At 74.2% G+C, this 14697-nt stretch carries 18 protein-coding genes, 1 pseudogene and 1 riboswitch; of the genes and pseudogenes, 9 read left to right on the top strand and 10 right to left on the bottom strand.

Going from position 1 to position 14697, the window contains the following annotated elements; genetic code table 11:
• Nucleotides 1–130 precede the first annotated feature (130 nt).
• On the bottom strand, nucleotides 131–412 hold the full coding sequence (locus AB0B58_RS21525; protein WP_360226088.1) for a hypothetical protein: 282 nt from the start codon (nucleotides 410–412) through the stop codon (nucleotides 131–133).
• Here AB0B58_RS21525 and AB0B58_RS21520 point away from each other — a divergent pair.
• On the top strand, nucleotides 405–1526 hold the full coding sequence (locus AB0B58_RS21520; RefSeq protein ID WP_360226085.1) for a hypothetical protein: 1122 nt from the start codon (nucleotides 405–407) through the stop codon (nucleotides 1524–1526). The genes AB0B58_RS21525 and AB0B58_RS21520 overlap by 8 nt on opposite strands.
• Here the strand turns inward: AB0B58_RS21520 and AB0B58_RS21515 are convergent.
• Nucleotides 1523–1678 (bottom strand): annotated as a pseudogene (locus AB0B58_RS21515) (MarR family transcriptional regulator); the annotation flags it as partial. The gene AB0B58_RS21520 and the pseudogene AB0B58_RS21515 overlap by 4 nt on opposite strands.
• Here AB0B58_RS21515 and AB0B58_RS21510 point away from each other — a divergent pair.
• Nucleotides 1675–1989, top strand: a complete 315-nt coding sequence (locus AB0B58_RS21510; RefSeq protein WP_360226684.1) for a hypothetical protein — start codon at nucleotides 1675–1677, stop codon at nucleotides 1987–1989. The pseudogene AB0B58_RS21515 and the gene AB0B58_RS21510 sit on opposite strands and share 4 nt — an antisense overlap.
• A 151-nt stretch (nucleotides 1990–2140) precedes the next feature.
• Complete coding sequence (locus AB0B58_RS21505; protein WP_360226082.1) at nucleotides 2141–3742, top strand: GGDEF domain-containing protein; 1602 nt, start codon at nucleotides 2141–2143, stop codon at nucleotides 3740–3742.
• Here AB0B58_RS21505 and AB0B58_RS21500 read toward each other — a convergent pair.
• Nucleotides 3739–4941, bottom strand: a complete 1203-nt coding sequence (locus AB0B58_RS21500; RefSeq protein WP_360226079.1) for an erythromycin esterase family protein — start codon at nucleotides 4939–4941, stop codon at nucleotides 3739–3741. The genes AB0B58_RS21505 and AB0B58_RS21500 overlap by 4 nt on opposite strands.
• Nucleotides 4942–4999: 58 nt before the next feature.
• Between AB0B58_RS21500 and AB0B58_RS21495 the strand changes: the two genes are divergently transcribed.
• The 4 genes from AB0B58_RS21495 to AB0B58_RS21480 all read left to right on the top strand — a co-directional run bounded on the left by AB0B58_RS21495 (nucleotide 5000) and on the right by AB0B58_RS21480 (nucleotide 6888).
• Nucleotides 5000–5707, top strand: a complete 708-nt coding sequence (locus AB0B58_RS21495; RefSeq protein WP_360226076.1) for a TioE family transcriptional regulator — start codon at nucleotides 5000–5002, stop codon at nucleotides 5705–5707.
• A 129-nt stretch (nucleotides 5708–5836) separates the two neighbouring features.
• Complete coding sequence (locus AB0B58_RS21490) at nucleotides 5837–6199, top strand: DUF2089 domain-containing protein (protein ID WP_360226073.1); 363 nt, start codon at nucleotides 5837–5839, stop codon at nucleotides 6197–6199.
• A complete protein-coding gene (locus AB0B58_RS21485; RefSeq protein WP_360226070.1) occupies nucleotides 6196–6441 on the top strand; it encodes a hypothetical protein in 246 nt (81 codons plus the stop codon). Before AB0B58_RS21490 ends, AB0B58_RS21485 begins: the two co-directional genes overlap by 4 nt.
• 15 nt (nucleotides 6442–6456) lie before the next feature.
• Nucleotides 6457–6888, top strand: a complete 432-nt coding sequence (locus AB0B58_RS21480; protein WP_360226067.1) for a hypothetical protein — start codon at nucleotides 6457–6459, stop codon at nucleotides 6886–6888.
• A gap of 56 nt (nucleotides 6889–6944) precedes the next feature.
• On the opposite strand, the gene AB0B58_RS21475 is transcribed toward AB0B58_RS21480, so the two are convergent.
• From AB0B58_RS21475 to AB0B58_RS21465, 3 genes are read right to left on the bottom strand one after another with little or no spacing between them, the layout of a single operon-like run.
• Complete coding sequence (locus tag AB0B58_RS21475) at nucleotides 6945–8021, bottom strand: hypothetical protein (protein ID WP_360226064.1); 1077 nt, start codon at nucleotides 8019–8021, stop codon at nucleotides 6945–6947.
• Complete coding sequence (locus AB0B58_RS21470; RefSeq protein WP_360226061.1) at nucleotides 8018–8368, bottom strand: PadR family transcriptional regulator; 351 nt, start codon at nucleotides 8366–8368, stop codon at nucleotides 8018–8020. Before AB0B58_RS21470 ends, AB0B58_RS21475 begins: the two co-directional genes overlap by 4 nt.
• Nucleotides 8369–8412: 44 nt before the next feature.
• Nucleotides 8413–9210, bottom strand: coding sequence for an alpha/beta hydrolase (locus AB0B58_RS21465; protein WP_360226058.1), 798 nt, complete (start codon nucleotides 9208–9210; stop codon nucleotides 8413–8415).
• A gap of 263 nt (nucleotides 9211–9473) precedes the next feature.
• Here AB0B58_RS21465 and AB0B58_RS21460 point away from each other — a divergent pair, with 263 nt between their 5' ends.
• Nucleotides 9474–10076, top strand: a complete 603-nt coding sequence (locus tag AB0B58_RS21460; RefSeq protein ID WP_360226055.1) for a GNAT family N-acetyltransferase — start codon at nucleotides 9474–9476, stop codon at nucleotides 10074–10076.
• Nucleotides 10077–10083: 7 nt separating this feature from the next.
• Here AB0B58_RS21460 and AB0B58_RS21455 read toward each other — a convergent pair whose 3' ends face one another.
• Nucleotides 10084–10650, bottom strand: coding sequence for a dienelactone hydrolase family protein (locus tag AB0B58_RS21455; protein WP_360226052.1), 567 nt, complete (start codon nucleotides 10648–10650; stop codon nucleotides 10084–10086).
• Nucleotides 10647–11564, bottom strand: a complete 918-nt coding sequence (locus AB0B58_RS21450; RefSeq protein ID WP_360226049.1) for a LysR substrate-binding domain-containing protein — start codon at nucleotides 11562–11564, stop codon at nucleotides 10647–10649. Before AB0B58_RS21450 ends, AB0B58_RS21455 begins: the two co-directional genes overlap by 4 nt.
• A gap of 72 nt (nucleotides 11565–11636) precedes the next feature.
• Here AB0B58_RS21450 and AB0B58_RS21445 point away from each other — a divergent pair, with 72 nt between their 5' ends.
• Nucleotides 11637–12503 (top strand): dihydrodipicolinate synthase family protein, encoded by an 867-nt coding sequence (locus tag AB0B58_RS21445; RefSeq protein WP_360226046.1) that lies wholly within the window; start codon nucleotides 11637–11639, stop codon nucleotides 12501–12503.
• Between the two features lie 95 nt (nucleotides 12504–12598).
• Here AB0B58_RS21445 and AB0B58_RS21440 read toward each other — a convergent pair whose 3' ends face one another.
• Together AB0B58_RS21440 and mycP are read right to left on the bottom strand one after the other, a co-directional pair.
• Nucleotides 12599–13144, bottom strand: coding sequence for a DUF6817 domain-containing protein (locus AB0B58_RS21440; RefSeq protein WP_360226043.1), 546 nt, complete (start codon nucleotides 13142–13144; stop codon nucleotides 12599–12601).
• A gap of 70 nt (nucleotides 13145–13214) precedes the next feature.
• On the bottom strand, nucleotides 13215–14435 hold the full coding sequence (gene mycP / locus AB0B58_RS21435; protein ID WP_360226040.1) for a type VII secretion-associated serine protease mycosin: 1221 nt from the start codon (nucleotides 14433–14435) through the stop codon (nucleotides 13215–13217).
• Between the two features lie 146 nt (nucleotides 14436–14581).
• A riboswitch (cobalamin riboswitch) is annotated at nucleotides 14582–14652 on the top strand.
• Nucleotides 14653–14697 lie beyond the last annotated feature (45 nt).

Genomic DNA, 14697 nt, shown 5'->3' with positions numbered 1-14697 from the left:
AACCTGCATGTAAACGACACATCGAAGGAGCTGAGTCGCATGCAAAGTGAACTGTCCGGGCCCGAGGTGTTCGAAGAACTGGACCTCTGGCTGGAAGACGACCTGACCGCCGAGCAACTGCCGACCGTCGTCAGCGCATCTCTGCTGGGTAGCGGCGGATGTGGCGGCTGTGGCGGCTGCCGTGGCTGCCGCGGATGTGGCGGCGGCTGCGGCGGCTGCCGTGGATGTGGCTGCGGCGGATGCCGCGGATGTGGCTGCGGCGGATGCCGCGGATGTGGCGGCGGCTGCGGCGGATGCCGTGGCTGCGGCGGCTGCAAGTAGGGCTCACCACGGCCGGGGGCGTGCCATTGCGGCGCGCCCCCGGTCGGCCGTATCCCCCGATGAGAGGAAAGACGGAGGCGCCGATGTCCACAGAATCCACGACAGCAGCCGTGCCCGACTGGCTCGACCGGCCCGTGGAGCTGGCGCCGCAGGTCACCCTCGTGGAGGGCGCCGAGGGCCATTCCATGCTGTTCAACGCCGAGACCGGCACCTACGTTCGGCTGAGCCGGACCGGCGCGAAGGTGGTGCCGCTGCTGGACGGCACCCGCACGGGGACGGCGCTGCTGGAGGCCGCCAGCCGGTCGCGCGGACCGGACGGCGTACGCGACCGCGCACCGATCCTGCTGTCGTTCCTCACCGACCTGAGGGCGGCGGGAGTCCTGTCGGAGCCGCCCGAGCCGCTGCGCGGCCGCCAGCTGCTGGTGGCCCGGATCATCCAGGCCACCCCACGGGTGCGGGTTCCGGCGCGGCATCTGAACCTGTTTCTGCGGCCGCCAGCCATGGTGCTCGCCCGCTTCCCCCGGACCACCACGACCCTCGGGCTGATGATCGCCGCCGCCTCCATGGTCTCCGTCTTCACGTCGATGACCCTGCCGGCGCCGTACACGTTCATCGGCCCGCCCTGGCTGCTGATCATCGCGGTGTTGCTGGTGCAGGCCGCCGTGCACGAGATGGGTCACGCCACGGTGTGCCTGGCGCTGGGCGTACCCGTACGCGAAGCCGGCATTAAGCTGTTCTGCCTGCTCATCCCGCTGACCTACGTGGACCGGACGGACGCGTACCGGCTCCGGTCCCGGTCCGCGCGCACCGCCGTGGCGCTGGTCGGACCGGGGATCGACCTGGCCGCCGCGGGACTGACCAGCCTGTTGATCGCGGTGGACCCGGTGCGGTTCGGCGAGCTGCGCTGGCTGCTCGGGATGCAGCTGTTCCTCGTCGTCAACAACCTCAATCCGCTGCTGCCCGTCTCCGACGGCCATCACGCCATGGAGGCGGCCCTCGGGGAGCTGAACCTGCGGAACCGCGCCTTCACCTACCTGGGACACCTGCTGTTCCGGCTCCCGCTGTCGGCGGCGCACCAGTCGATACCGGCGCGCCGGCGCCGCATGTACCTGGCCTTCGGGATCATCAGCGCCAGCTACCTGTGCCTGGTGCTCACGATGATCGCGATGAACTACTACCACCTGTTCATGCAGGCCACCAGCTAGCCGCCCGCCGCGGGTTTCGTGCTGAGGACCTCGCGGACCTGCTCCGCGGCGCGCAGGATGCTCTCGCTGATGAAGTCGCTGAAGCGGGCGATGTTCTCCAGCCGGGCGGCGGCCGGGGTGCCGGGGCCGAGGATGCCGACGCCCTGCCGTGCGGTCGCGGCGACCTGGGCAGGCCGAGAGCAACATCGAGCTCGGCCGGCTCTCCCGCGAGCGCGAGCTCGGCCCCGTGCTGGACGACATCGCCGTCCCGGCGCGGTACGTGGTCGCCTCGGGGACGTCCCTGGGGAGCCGCGGGGACGAGCAGGAACGGATCCGCGCCGGCCTCGACGCGGTGACCGCCCGCAACCCGAACATCCGCATCCACGCCAAGGTCGCCGGCAACCACGGCGCGATCCCGCGCGAGGATTTCCGCGCCGTCGCCGAGGCCGTACGGGAGGTCGCCGCCGACGGCGGCCGGCGCTGAACCTCACCGGCGGGCCTGCCCGGCCCGCCGGTGAAGTGCTTAGCCGCGCTCGGCCGTTGCCGATGGGTTGGGCTGCCCCGCCCGCGACACCCCGACCCGCGTCGGACGCCACGGCGGTGACACAGGGCCTGGGAAGGGAGGTGCGCCGGTCATGGACAGTGCACACACCGCCATGCCCGTCGACACCCCGGCCGAGCGGCAGCTGAAGGAGCAGGCGGCGCTGCGCCGGGCGGTCCGGACCGACCGGGTGTTCTGGGCCGCGGTCGCCGCCGGGCTGCTCTGGCTCGGGCTGTACGCCGCGGCAACCGCCCTGTCACAGGGCGACGAGGAACAGACCCGGTTCGTCGGCTCCGTGCTGTACCTGGTTCCGGTCGCCGCCGCGACCGTGGCCGGCGGGTTCGCCGCACGCGCGACCCGCGGCCGGGCACGGACCATGTGGCGCATCCTGTTCGCCTCGACGGCCTGCTGGCTGGCGGGCGACCTCTGCTGGGCGGTGTACGCCTACGCGTACCCGGACGGCGGGCCGGACCCCTCGCTCGCCGACGTGGCATACCTGGCGAGCAACGTGCTTACCGTCCCGGCGATCGTGATCGGGTTCGGCGGCGCCCACGCCCTGCGCCACGTGCGTGGCCTGCTCGACGCGGCGCTGATCGCCGTGGGGCTGGGCGCGGTCGGCTGGCCGTTGCTCATCGCACCGCTGCTCTCCGGCGGCGCCGACCTCGCCGCCGTGGTCTCCAGCGCGTACCCCGTGCTGGACGTCGCGATCCTCGCGATCATGGCCGCGGTCGGCCTGGCCGGCCACCGCATGGTCCCGTACCCGGTGCTGCTGATCGCCGCGGCGTACCTGACCGCCACGGTCGCGGACGGCGGGTACACCTATGTCGCGGTGGTGCGCGAGTACTCCGACGGGAGCTGGCTGAACCTCGGCTTCCAGGCCGAGGCCGTACTGCTCGTCCTGGCCGCCCTGGTGGCGGTGCGCCACCGGGGCGAGGCGCAGGTGGCGCGCATCGACCGCGACGTCACCTTCCCGGCGGTCCTCGTCGCCGCGCTCGCCGTCGCCGCGCTCGTCGCCGTCGAGCAGGCCCGCCACCAGCGGCTCGGGAACGGCACCCTGGTGATCGCCGCGGTCCTCTTCGCCGGGCTGCTGGTCCGCCAGGTGCTGACCACCCGCGACCGCACGCGGCTGGCCCGCGACCTGCAGGCGGCGCTGCGCGAGCAGGAGCGCCTGGCGGTGACCGATCCACTCACCGGCCTGTACAACCGGCGGTTCTTCCAGGAGATGCTCAAGCTCGAGTCCGAGCGCTCCGCCCAGTCCGGCCGGCCGATGGCGGTGGTCATCCTCGACATCGACCACTTCAAGCGCGTCAACGACCGGTACGGCCACCCGGCCGGCGACGCGGTCCTGGTGCACGTCGCCGACCGGCTCCGCCAGACGGTGCGGGGCAGCGACATCGTCGCCCGCTTCGGCGGCGAGGAGTTCGTGTGCCTGCTGACCGGCGCGGACGAGGCGGCGGCGCTCGAACTCGCCGAACGGCTGCGCGGCGCCCTGTGCCGCGTCCCGGTCGACATCGGGCCGGGCCGGGCCGTCTCGGTCACCGCCTCCGTCGGCCTCGCCGCCACCCCGGCCGAGGCCGGCCGGACCACCGTCGACCCCGACCACCTCGTCGCGGAGGCCGACCGCGCCCTGTACGAGGCCAAGAGCAACGGCCGCGACCGGGTGGTGAGCGCACACCGGGCCGAGGTGCCCGCCTAGCTCGGCGCGGCGTCCCTGACGAAGACGATCCCGTCGTAGCGGGCCACGTGCGCCGGATCCATCGGTGAGTAGCCGTACCAGGGCGACACGCGGGGAGCGGGCGCCAGGTCGCCGACGACGGCGGCGAGCCGGCGGGCGTCGACGACGTAGCGGTCCTCCGGTAGCGCGTACAGGAGCCCCTCGACGGTGTCCGGGGGTGGTGTCTGCACGCCGTGGTGGCGGATCGTGCCGAGGGCCGTGGCCAGGACGGCGTACTCCGCGCCCAGCCGGGCGCTGATGATCGCCCCGGCGCTCCACCACTCCAGCGGCAGGTCGCCCAGCCGCATGCTGCTCCGGTCCCGCTGCAGGTGGCCGTTGTGGGCGCTCACCAGCGCCGGGCCCCGCTCGGCGAGGGCGAGCAGGTTGGCGGCCATCATCGAATCCCGTACGCCGAGCAGCCACGCCATGCGCCTCGGCGACGTGTCGGCAAACCAGAAGTGGTACCGCAGCAGCCCGGTGGCGGTACGCCCGTACATGCGTGCCCGCTCCCACTCGTCCGGCGAGGACGTCGCGATCAGGTGCGGCGTCTGCGCGTCGAGCAGGGCCACCAGGTCGTCGGCGAGCAGCCGCAGCTCCCTGGCCTCGGGCGCCTGCCCCACGGACCGGGACGGGTCCATCATCGCGGCGGGATCGGTCCACGGCTCGTCGGCGCCGAGCAGGCGGTCGAGCGTTTCCGCGGTACAGGGAAGCAGGCCGCCGCCGACCCGGGCGGCGAGGTATCCGTGGAGTCCGGTGAGAGCCTGCCGCGGGCTCGCGGCGCCGGTGATCTCCAGCGGGCCGTCGAAACCGGCGAAGCGCAGCCGCTCCGGCGCGGGCCGGCCGTCGTTGTGGGCGCGCATCCAGCGCACCAGCTCGCGGTTGCCCGCGAAGGCGCCCCAACCGTGGCTGAAGCCGCGCTCCATGACCTCGTCGAGGTCGCCCGCGCCCGAGGTGACGTAGTCGTCCACGACCAGGCTCATCATGCAGTCGCTCTCGATCGTGATCGTGCGGTAGCCCTCCCGCTCGACGAGTTGCCGGAAGAGTTCGTTGCGCAGGCCGAGCAGAGCCTCCTCGCCGTGGGTGGGCTCGCCCAGGGCGAGCAGCCGCGGCCGTGCCGCAAGCAACGCCATGACGGCGGCGGCGTCGACGGCCTGGACGGCGTCCTTGATAGCAGCGGTCATACCCTCAACGGTATCGTTGAACCCACGGTTGAGACTCCCCCGCGATATCGGCAGGACATTGACGCGAAACCCTCAAAGCAGCGGACGGCTCAGGCCGGTCGACCTGGCGCGCGGGCACGGCCTGTCGACGCAGGCGGTCAGGAACTACGAGGCGGCCGGCATCCTTCCGGCGGCCGTGCGCACCCCGCACGGCTACCGGACCTACACGCCGCTGCACGCGCTGGCGCTGAGCACGTTCCTCGCCCTGGTGCCCGGGCACGGCCACCGGACGGCCACGTCGATCATGCAGGCGGTCAACCGGGGCGCGACCGGGGACGCGCTGCAGCTCATCGACGAGAGCCACGCCCAGCTTCTCGACGACCGCCGCACCCTCCGGGCCGTCGAGGCCGCGCTCGGCGATCTCAGCCCCGTGCCGCAGGAACGCGGCGACACGTTCGTCGGCCCCCTGGCGAGAAGGCTCGGCATGCGCCCGGCCACGCTGCGCAAGTGGGAACGCGCCGGCCTGGTCCGGCCGCGCCGCGACCCGCAGACCGGCTACCGGGTGTACTCCGCGGCCGACGTGCGCGACGCCCTGCTCGTGCACCAGCTCAGGCGGGGCGGCTACCCGCTGGAGCGGATCGCCCCGGTGATCGCCCAGGTCCGCTCCGCCGGCGGCGTCGCGCCGCTCGAGTCGATGCTCCTCGACTGGCACGCCCGCCTCTCGGCCAGAGGCCGCACCATGCTCACCGGCGCCGCCGCGCTGGACGCCTATCTCGGCTGCCGCTGACCTAGTCGATCACCCGCCCGGCCCATACGACCGCGGCATTCGCCCGCCGCGTCGTCGCAAGAACCTGAGGTTCAAGGCTTGCAGACTTAATAAACTCAAGGTGATACTTGAAAAAATAAAGGAGACCGCGTGGAGTGGCAGGAACTCACGAAGCTGACCAGGGGGCAGCCGCTCGTCGTCGAGCGGGTCAGGCTGGCGGACACCGGCGTGGCCATCGAGGGCGCCTTCGAGCTTCCGCAGCTCGCCGCGCTCAGCGTCGAGGACCAGGTGTTCGTCACCGCCTTCGTCCGCTGCCACGGCTCCATCAAGGAGATGGAGCGCATCTTCGGGGTCAGCTACCCCACCATCAAGAACCGGCTCAACCGGATCGGGAGCGGCCTGGAGTTCGTCGACACCGATCCGGCGCCCTCGCGCTCCGAGGTGATCGATCGCCTCAAGCGCGGCGAGATCACGGCCGCCGAGGCGATCCGGGAGCTGGAGGCCCTGCCGTGATCCCCAGCCTGGCAGTGGTCCGGGTGGGTGGCCGCCGCGGCGCCGTCCGGCTCTGGCTGCCGCTGTTCCTGCTCTGGCCGCTGTTACTGCCGCTCGCCGTCGCCGGCCTGTTCGTGGCGCGGGTGTACGGCGTCGCCACGGCGGGCGCGCTGCGCGCCGCCTGGCGGTCGGCCAGCGGACTGCGGGGCCTGCACGTCGAGGTCGACGGCCCCGGTGCCGCGTTTCTGGTCCGCTTCATCTAGCACGGAGGAGAAGACATGAGCGACAACCGCCTGCAGGTGCTGCAGATGCTCGCCGACGGCCAGGTCAGCGCCGAGGAGGCGGACGGCCTCATCGCCGCGCTGGACAGGCAGCACGCCGCCGCGCCGGCCGCCCGCGCCGCCGAGGTCGGCACGGCCGGTCCGCGGTACCTGCGCATCCTGGTCGAGGAGCACGAGACCGGCGACGACGGGCCGACGAAGGTGAACATCCGCGTGCCGTTCCAACTGCTGCGCGCCGGGGTACGGCTGGCCAGCCTGATCCCCAACGGCGCCAAGGACCAGGTCAACGAGGCGCTCCGCAAGAACGGCGTACCCATCGACGTCACCCAGCTCAAACCGGAGGACCTCGACGAGCTGGTGGTCCACCTGGCCGAGCTCACCATCGACGTCGAGGAGAAGGACACCAAGGTGAGGATCTTCGCCGAGTGAGCGCGGCGCGGATCCGGGTCAGCCGAGGCCGGCCCGGATCCGCGGCGGCCGGTTGTTCAGCCGGACGCCGCCGGCGCCGGGCCGGTCGCGCCGGTGTCGTCGCGGGCTCCGCGCCGGGCGATCACGAGCGCCGCGGCGAGGGCGAGGAGGCCGGCGACCGCGCAGGCCGGCGCCAGACCCGCGGGAAGCCGCCCGCCCGGACCGTCCACGATGTAGGGACCGGGCGCGCCGCTGTCATACGCCAGGACCTGCTGGAGGTCGCCGTAGAGGACGAAGACGGGGACGGCCGCCGCGGCGAAGGCCGCCGCCACCAGCGCCGCCGCCACCCTGCGGCGGGATCGGCCGCCGCGGCGCAGCCGGTAGGCGAACGCCGCCGCGACGAGCCATCCGGCGACCGCGCCGAGGAGCAGCCCGGCGACGGTCAGGGGCCGGACGGCGGCTGACTCGTCGGCCGACACCCCCAGCAGCTGGTCCGTTCGCCCCTCGACGCCGCGCCGGGCGTCGGCGGCCACGGTCGTGCTGTCGCCGGTCAGCGACAGCCCGTCCTTGGTCGCCTCGAACCGCACGGACCGGGTGGGCACCGTGACGTACGGGTCCTCGGTGATGTCGACGACGATCCCGCCGGTCGTCTCGCGCAACGTCGTCGTCCGCCACCCGGCCGCGGCCAGGGCGTTCCGGACGCGTTCGGCGGAGTAGGCCGAGGCGACGGTCACCCTCGTGTCGAGGACCGGGCCGTTCATCGCCGTCTCCCACGGGTAGGCGGCGACGTCGGACCGGCTGCCGCCGGCCGCGTCGGCGGCGAGGGCGCGCAGGACGTCGGCGGACGGCACGGGGGTGGCCGTCCGCCAGCCCAGCCGGTTGCCCGCCGCGGCACCCAGCGCGCCGACGGCGACCGCGGCGAGCACGGCGGCGACAAGTGCGAGCGGCCGCCCGGCGGGCAGCCGGAACCGCTGCCGCAGGCCGCACGCCACCAGGTGCAGCGCCTGCGCCGCGGCCGGCCGGCCGCGGCCGGGCTCGGCCAGGTCCAGCAGCGTCGTGACGATCTCCGCACCGTGCCGCCGGCGGTACGGGCCGGGGTAGGCCAGGAGCAGCCGGCGGTAGCGGCGTTCGAGCCGTGCGGGGGACGCGGTCATCGGATCACCCCGAGGCTGACGACGGCGAAGGCGGTTCGCCCGCGCGGCCTGCTCAGCCGGGTCGCGGCGGCGTCGGCGTGCCGGCGCAGCCGCTCCACCTGTGCGGCGAGCGCGGCCGCGCCGGCGTCGGTGAGCCGATGGTACCGGCGCAGCCGACCGTCGACGGCCTCCTCGCGGTCGACCTCGACGAGGCCCTGTTCGGTGAGGCGGTCCAGGGCGCCGTAGAGCGTGCCCGGCCGCAGCACGACGTCGCCGCCCGACAACTCGTCGACGGTGCGGATCACGCCGTAGCCGTGCATGGGTTCCGCGGCCAGCGCGGTCAGGATCAAGAAGGTCGGTTCCTGCATGGACCCCACGCTACGTCGGACGTTATATAACGTCAACCGTAGTATTAGCCCGGGAGGAAGCCCTCGGCGCCGAGCCACGCCTCGCACGCCTGCGCCCAGCGGGCGGTGTGCGCAATGTGGACCTCGCCGTGCCCGCCGAAGGCCACCCCGTTCGCCAGGCCGAGCCCGTGCCGGCCCCGCGGATAGATGTGCAGCTCCACCGGGATGCCGGCGTCGAACAGCGCGCTCGCGTAGGCGAGGGCGTTCGGGAACCCGGGCGGATCCTCGGCGGTGGCCCACAGGAACGTCGGGCAGGTGGCGGCGTCGATGTTGCGCGCCGGCGACAGCTCGTCGCGCAGCTCCATCCGGCCGTCGAGGATCCACTCCACCGGAGCATCCGGCAGCAGGTGCAGGTCCGCCGGCGAATAGGCGAGGATCGCGAAGTCCGGCCGCGGCGGCGGCGCGGCGAGCCGCTCCGTCGACAGCACCGTGCCGGTCGCGAGCAGGCCGGCGAGATGCCCGCCGGCGCTCGAGCCGATGACGCCGACACGCCCGTCCACGTCCAGTCCGTGGCCGCCGTCGCGGATCCGGTACAGGGCCGCGCGGCAGGACTCGAGCGGTGCGGGGAAGCGGTGTCCGGTCATCAGCGGGTACCGCAGGACGAAGGCGTGCAGCCCGATGCCGCTCAGCCAGCGCGCGTAGCCCTCGCCCTCGTGTTCGGTGTGGAACCGGTACCCGCCGCCGGGCAGCACCAGCACCGCCGGCCGGCGGCCGGCGAATCGTTCGTGGCACGGGTAGACCGTGATGTCGGGCTCGCCGGCGGCATGGTCGCGCCGCGCGGTGGCGGTCGGTTCGGTGCTCATCGTTCCCTCTCGTCGTCCGTGGTGACGACGGAGGCGGCGACTTCTGGTCTGGGCACGGGCCGGCGGCAGCGCGCACCCACCCGGCGGCGGGGGCGAGCGGGGGATTCCGGATAGGCCCGACCGGTGAGCGACGCGCGGAACGCGTCCTGGCTCAGCGGCGGCTGAAGTCGCTGCCTCCATCGTGTCGGCCCATCCGGGGCACGCCACGAACCTAGCACCGGATATGGCGGGCGCTCAACGCCGCCGGCGGGCACCATGGTCGCGTGCCGAACGACAGCCAGCCCGAGCTGCGCCCCGAATATCCCATCCGAACCGCACGCCTGCTGCTGCGTCCCCTGACGGAACGCGATGTAAAGGCGCTGCTGGCGTACCGCGCCCGGCCGGAGGTCTGCCGCTACGTCCCCTTCGAGCCGATGGACCGGCAGATGATCCTCGACCGGCTCGCCGGGCCGTGGGCCCGCACCGCGCTCACCGACGAGGGGCAGTCCCTGACCCTCGGTGTCGAGCTAGCCGGGACGGGTGAGCTGGTCGGGGACGTGGTCCTGTTCTGGCACAGCCGCGAACACCGGGGCGGAGAGATCGGGTACGTCGTCAGCCCGGAGTTCGCCGGTCGGGGTTACGCGACCGAGGCGGCCGCCGCCCTGCTGCGGCTGGGCTTCGGCGAGCTGGGCCTGCACCGCATCGTCGCGCGCGTCGACGAGCGCAACGAGGCCTCCGCGGGGCTGGCGCGCCGGCTCGGGATGCGCCAGGAGGCCCGCCTGGTCCACAACGAGCTGTTCAAGGGCGAGTGGAGCACCGAGCTCGACTTCGCCATGCTCGCCGACGAGTATCCGGGCCCCGGGCAGGGTGGCGGCGCCGCCACGTAGCCGGATCTCAGCCGACTCGGGCCAGGAACTCCAGGCTGCGCCGCAGGATCAGGGCCGACGTCTCCGGCTGGTACTCCTCCAGGCTGCTGTCGGTGCTCAGGTGCGCCGAGCCCGGGTACAGGAAGAGGGTCCCGTCCTTGGCGGCCGCCGCCAGGTCCCGCGCGACGTCGACCTCGCTCCACTCGTCCTCCTCGGCGACGTGCAGTTGCAGCGGCACCAGGGCCGGCCACTGCTCGCCGAACGTCGAGGCCGGCACCCCGCCGTGGTAGATGAGCGCGCCGAGCGCGCCGGGCCGGGTCTGCGCCAGCTTCTGCGCGGGCATCGCGCCCAGGGAGAAGCCCGCGTACACGACGTGGTCCGGCACGCCGGCGACCGCGGCGACACCGCGCGCGATGATCTCGTCCATGCCGATCTCCTGGGCGTGCGCCACCCCGGCTTCGAGGCTGTCGAAGGTCACCCCGGCGTAGAGGTCCGGCACGGTCACCGTGTGGCCCGCGCCGCGGAGGTGGTCGGCGAAGGCGTGCACGCCCGCGGTCAGGCCCTGTGCGTGGTGGAAGAGGACGACATCAGTCATCTGGCGATCCTCGTGCGGTCCGGCCCGGACGGCAAACCGGCCACGCCGGTGGCGGCCCGGATCGCCGAGATGAAGGCGGCCACCGCGGGGTGGCCGGCCGCGCCCCTGCGGTAGGCGATCCGGTTGCGCCGGCGGGTCGGCAGCGGGATCAGCCGTACGCCGGCAGGCGGGCTCGCCGCGGCCAGTTCGGGCACCACCGAGACGCCCTGGCCCGCCGCGACCAGCGCCAGCACCGTGGCGAAGTCGTCGGCCTGGTGCCGCGCCCGCGGCGTGAACCCGGCCGCCCGGCACACGTGCAGCGTCGCCGTGTGGCACAGCGTGCCGGGGCTGGCCAGGATCCAGGCGGCGTCGCGCACCTGGTCGAGGGCGGCGAAGGCGCCCGCGGCGGGCACCGCGAGGAACACCGTCTCGTCCAGCAGGGGCGTCGCGTCGAGCACCGGGTCCGGCTCGACCGGCACGACGTCGTAGTCGTGCAGCAGGCCGACGTCGAGGCGCCGCTCGCGCAGCGCGGCCGGTACGCACACCGGGTCCAGTTCGGTCACCATCAGCTCGAGCCCCGGATGGCGCCGCCCCAGCCGGACCAGCGCATCCGGTAGCAGGGTGCGGACCGCGGTCGGGAACGCGCCGATGCGCAGCGGTCCCGACAGGCCGGCGGTCACCGCGGCGAGCGCCGCCGACGTCTGTTCCAGGGCCGCGAGCACCGTCTCGGCGTGCTGCACCAGCACGTGCCCCGCCGCCGTCAGGGCGACCCGGCGGCCGGTGCGTTCCAGCAGCGCCACGCCCGCCTCCCGCTCCAGCGCCGACAGCTGCTGGGAGACCGCCGACGGGGTGTACGCGGCCGCCTGCGCGACGGCGGCGATGGTGCCTAGCCGGGACAGGTCGCAGAGCAGCCGCAGGCGGCGCACGTCGAGCATCAGCACAGCTTACGTTCGATCGCAGAAACGTGAACTGGACCTGATGGTCGGTCCTGCCGGACGCTGAGGACCATGACCTTCTCCGGTGTGTACGTACCGCTGATCACCCCGTTCGACGCCGCGGGGGCCGTGGCGCTGGACGCCCTGGAGGGCCTCGCCAACGACGCGCTGCGGGCCGGCGCGGCGGGCCTGGTGGCCCTGGGCACGACCGCGGAGCCGGCGGCGTTGAGCGCCGAGGAGCGGCGGGCCGTCGTCGAGGTGGCAGCGCGGGTGTGCCGGGAGCGCGGCGCGCAGCTCCTGGTCGGGGCCGACTCGGCGCCGGCGGTGGCCGCCCTGCGGGGCGTGGCGGGGGCGTTGAGCCTGGTGCCGCCGTTCCTGCGCCCGGGCGAGGACGGCGTCGTCGCCCACTTCGAGGCGCTGGCGGCCGCCGCGACGGTGCCGCTCATCGTCTACCACGTGCCGTACCGGACCGGGCAGCACCTGTCCACCGGGGCGCTGCGCCGGATCGCGGCCGTTCCCGGGGTCGCGGGGATCAAGTACGCCAACGGCGGGATCGACGCCGGCACGGCCGACCTGCTGGCGGACCCGCCGGACGACTTCGCGGTGCTCGGCGCCGACGACGCCGTCATCTCGCCGCTACTGGCCATGGGCGCGCACGGCGGCATCCTGGCCTCCGCCCACCTCGCGACCGCGGACTTCGCCGGCCTGGTCGCGGCCTGGCACGCCGGTGACGCCGTACGGGCGCGGGCGCTCGGTAGCCGCCTGGCCGCGCTGTCGATGGCGTTGTTCGCCGAGCCGAACCCGACCGTGATCAAGGGTGTGCTGCACGCGCTGGGCCGCATCCCGACGGCCGCGGTGCGCCTGCCGTTGCTGCCCGCTAGCCCGGCGACCGTCGGGGCCGCCTGCCGGCTCGTAGCGGATCCGGCCCCGGTGCGCTGAAGGATCCCGCGCCGGCACCCGGCCGGGTCACGCCGGCGCTGCCCTCTCCTCCTGCTCGAGATGCAACCGTGGCCGAGCTCGCCGGGCGGCGGGGATCAGCCCAGGACGCGGCGGCTCTCCGCGAGGACCGGCGCGGAGGCCAGCGGGGCCCAGGACTCGAAGAGGGTGCGCAGCGCGGCGCCGTGGCGCTCGGCGATGCCCGGGTCCCGCTCGACCACGTCGAGTTCGTTGACGATGGTCAGGTCGGTGAACGGCTGAACCTGATCCGGCGCGAGGTCCAGCGCGAGACCGGTGAAGCGGTCCCACACCCGGCGGGTCTCGGGCAGGGCCTTCCAGCTGCGGGAACGGTCGCAGGCGCCGTAGAGGTGGATCAGGGTCTCGGCGCGCTCGCCGACCAGGTCGCGCAGCGTGGCGCGGTCGGTGGGCGCCAGCAGGGCCAGGTCGAAGCCGTCGGTGCCGTAGGCGGCGTGTGCCAGCCCGGCGAGTCGCACGTCGGGGCCGTGACCCAGCGCGCCGAGCCGGTCGTGGACGCGGCCGAGGTGTGCGTAGAGGGTGCCGCCGGGGTGATCGACGGTCTCGGCGCCGCGCTCGCGCAGCCACGCCCGCACGGCCTGCTCGGTGCTCACGGCATCGACGCTCATGGCATCGACCCTAGGCGCGCGGGGCGCGGGGCGGACTGCGCGGTTGGTCACAGCGCCGCGGCGGTCCGGCTCAGGGCGGTTCGGGGCCGTCCGGTTCCGGCGGGCGCCAGCCGCGGCGGCGGCCACGGCGCAGCGCGGCGGCGGCCACGACGCCCAGCACGACGACGCCGGCGCCGACCGCGGCCACGACCAGCGACAGGTCCTGTGCGCGGGCGCGGCGGGCCGTCAGGGCCACGGTGGCCGGGTCCTCGGTGTGCACGACGGCCGGCGCCGGGGCCGCCGGCCGGTCCGGGCCGAGCGTCTCGGTCAGCGCCCGGTACGGGTTCACGACGCCGAAGCCGTACCGGTCGCTGCGGCGCCCGCCGGGCGCCGGGTCGGCGGTGGCGATGATCCGGCGGGCGACCTGCGCCGGGGTCAGCGTCGGGAACCGCTGCCTGATCAGCGCCGCGGTCGCGGAGACGAACGGCGCCGCGTAGCTGGTGCCGTCGCCCCGGGCGTGGCCCGAACCGGGGGCGGCGAAGGTGACCTGTACGCCGGGTGCGGTCACGTCCACCCAGTCGCCGTGCTGGGAGAAGTCGCCGGCCACGCCGTCCGCGCCGATCGCGCCGACTCCGATGACGTCCGGGTAGGACGCCGGGTACGGCCGCGGGTTCGCCTCGCCGGCCCGGCCGTGGTTGCCCGCCGCGGCGACCACCACCACGCCGGCGGCGACGGCGCGGGCCACGGCGTCGCGGACCCGGTCGTCGTCGGCGGTCATCACCAGGGACATGTTGATGACGTCGGCATCGCCCTGGTCGACCGCCCAGTCGATCGCGTCGGCGAAGCGGCCCGGGTCGGCGGGCTCGCCGCCGCGGGCGCCGCCCTCGGTGTCGGTCTGCTCGCTGACGCGGATCGGCACGATCGTCACGCCGGGCGCCAGGCCCCGCGGGCCGGCGCCCTCGGCCGGCCGCGCGGCGATGATGCTGGCCACCGCCGTGCCGTGGCCTATGCAGTCCTGCCGGCCGTTCGGTTCGCCGTGCAGGAAGTCGCGGCCCGCGGCGACCTGGTCGCGCAGCTGCGGGTGGCGTGCGTCCACACCGGAGTCGATGACCGCGACGCGCATCCCGGCGCCGGTGGCGAACGGCGCGAGCCGCCCGGTGTCGAACAGCTGCTCCTCATACGGCTCGGCCTTGCTGACCTGGGCGGCCTCGGGCGGGTTCGCGCACTCGGCGGCCCGGGCCCGGGCGGGTGCTGCGGGCAGCAGGACGGCGGCCGACACCGCGGCCGCTGCCGCCAAGCTGCGCAACTGCATCCCACTCCCCCGGTGCGACGATCGGCTTGGATGCTACCGAGACGCGGCCCGCCGCGGCGACCCGCCCGGGTTGCTGACCATGGGCTTCGATTGACCGGCTCGGACGGCCGCCGCTAAGTTGGGGTAACCATCTGCGGCGTCGTGAGGGAAACCGGTGTGAATCCGGTGCGGTCGCGCCACTGTGAACGGATCCCCCGGGAACCGTGAGTCAGAACGCTCACACGTACGCAGGCCTGTTGAACGGGACGCGTCATCCCGGTAG

Source organism: Actinoplanes sp. NPDC049118 (assembly GCF_040648555.1).
Lineage (GTDB): Bacteria > Actinomycetota > Actinomycetes > Mycobacteriales > Micromonosporaceae > Actinoplanes.
Note: the sequence above shows the minus strand (reverse complement) of the source record. Positions and strands in the feature narration are given on the sequence as shown.

What these genes read in the sequence shown, in the direction of transcription:
- AB0B58_RS21520 (WP_360226085.1), top strand. Translation starts at nt 405, where the DNA reads ATGTCCACAGAATCCACGACAGCAGCCGTGCCCGACTGGCTCGACCGG.
- AB0B58_RS21505 (WP_360226082.1), top strand. Translation starts at nt 2,141, where the DNA reads ATGGACAGTGCACACACCGCCATGCCCGTCGACACCCCGGCCGAGCGG.
- AB0B58_RS21500 (WP_360226079.1), bottom strand. Translation starts at nt 4,941, where the DNA reads ATGACCGCTGCTATCAAGGACGCCGTCCAGGCCGTCGACGCCGCCGCC.
- AB0B58_RS21480 (WP_360226067.1), top strand. Translation starts at nt 6,457, where the DNA reads ATGAGCGACAACCGCCTGCAGGTGCTGCAGATGCTCGCCGACGGCCAG.
- AB0B58_RS21475 (WP_360226064.1), bottom strand. Translation starts at nt 8,021, where the DNA reads ATGACCGCGTCCCCCGCACGGCTCGAACGCCGCTACCGCCGGCTGCTC.
- AB0B58_RS21470 (WP_360226061.1), bottom strand. Translation starts at nt 8,368, where the DNA reads ATGCAGGAACCGACCTTCTTGATCCTGACCGCGCTGGCCGCGGAACCC.
- AB0B58_RS21465 (WP_360226058.1), bottom strand. Translation starts at nt 9,210, where the DNA reads ATGAGCACCGAACCGACCGCCACCGCGCGGCGCGACCATGCCGCCGGC.
- AB0B58_RS21455 (WP_360226052.1), bottom strand. Translation starts at nt 10,650, where the DNA reads ATGACTGATGTCGTCCTCTTCCACCACGCACAGGGCCTGACCGCGGGC.
- AB0B58_RS21450 (WP_360226049.1), bottom strand. Translation starts at nt 11,564, where the DNA reads ATGCTCGACGTGCGCCGCCTGCGGCTGCTCTGCGACCTGTCCCGGCTA.
- AB0B58_RS21445 (WP_360226046.1), top strand. Translation starts at nt 11,637, where the DNA reads ATGACCTTCTCCGGTGTGTACGTACCGCTGATCACCCCGTTCGACGCC.
- AB0B58_RS21440 (WP_360226043.1), bottom strand. Translation starts at nt 13,144, where the DNA reads ATGAGCGTCGATGCCGTGAGCACCGAGCAGGCCGTGCGGGCGTGGCTG.
- mycP (WP_360226040.1), bottom strand. Translation starts at nt 14,435, where the DNA reads ATGCAGTTGCGCAGCTTGGCGGCAGCGGCCGCGGTGTCGGCCGCCGTC.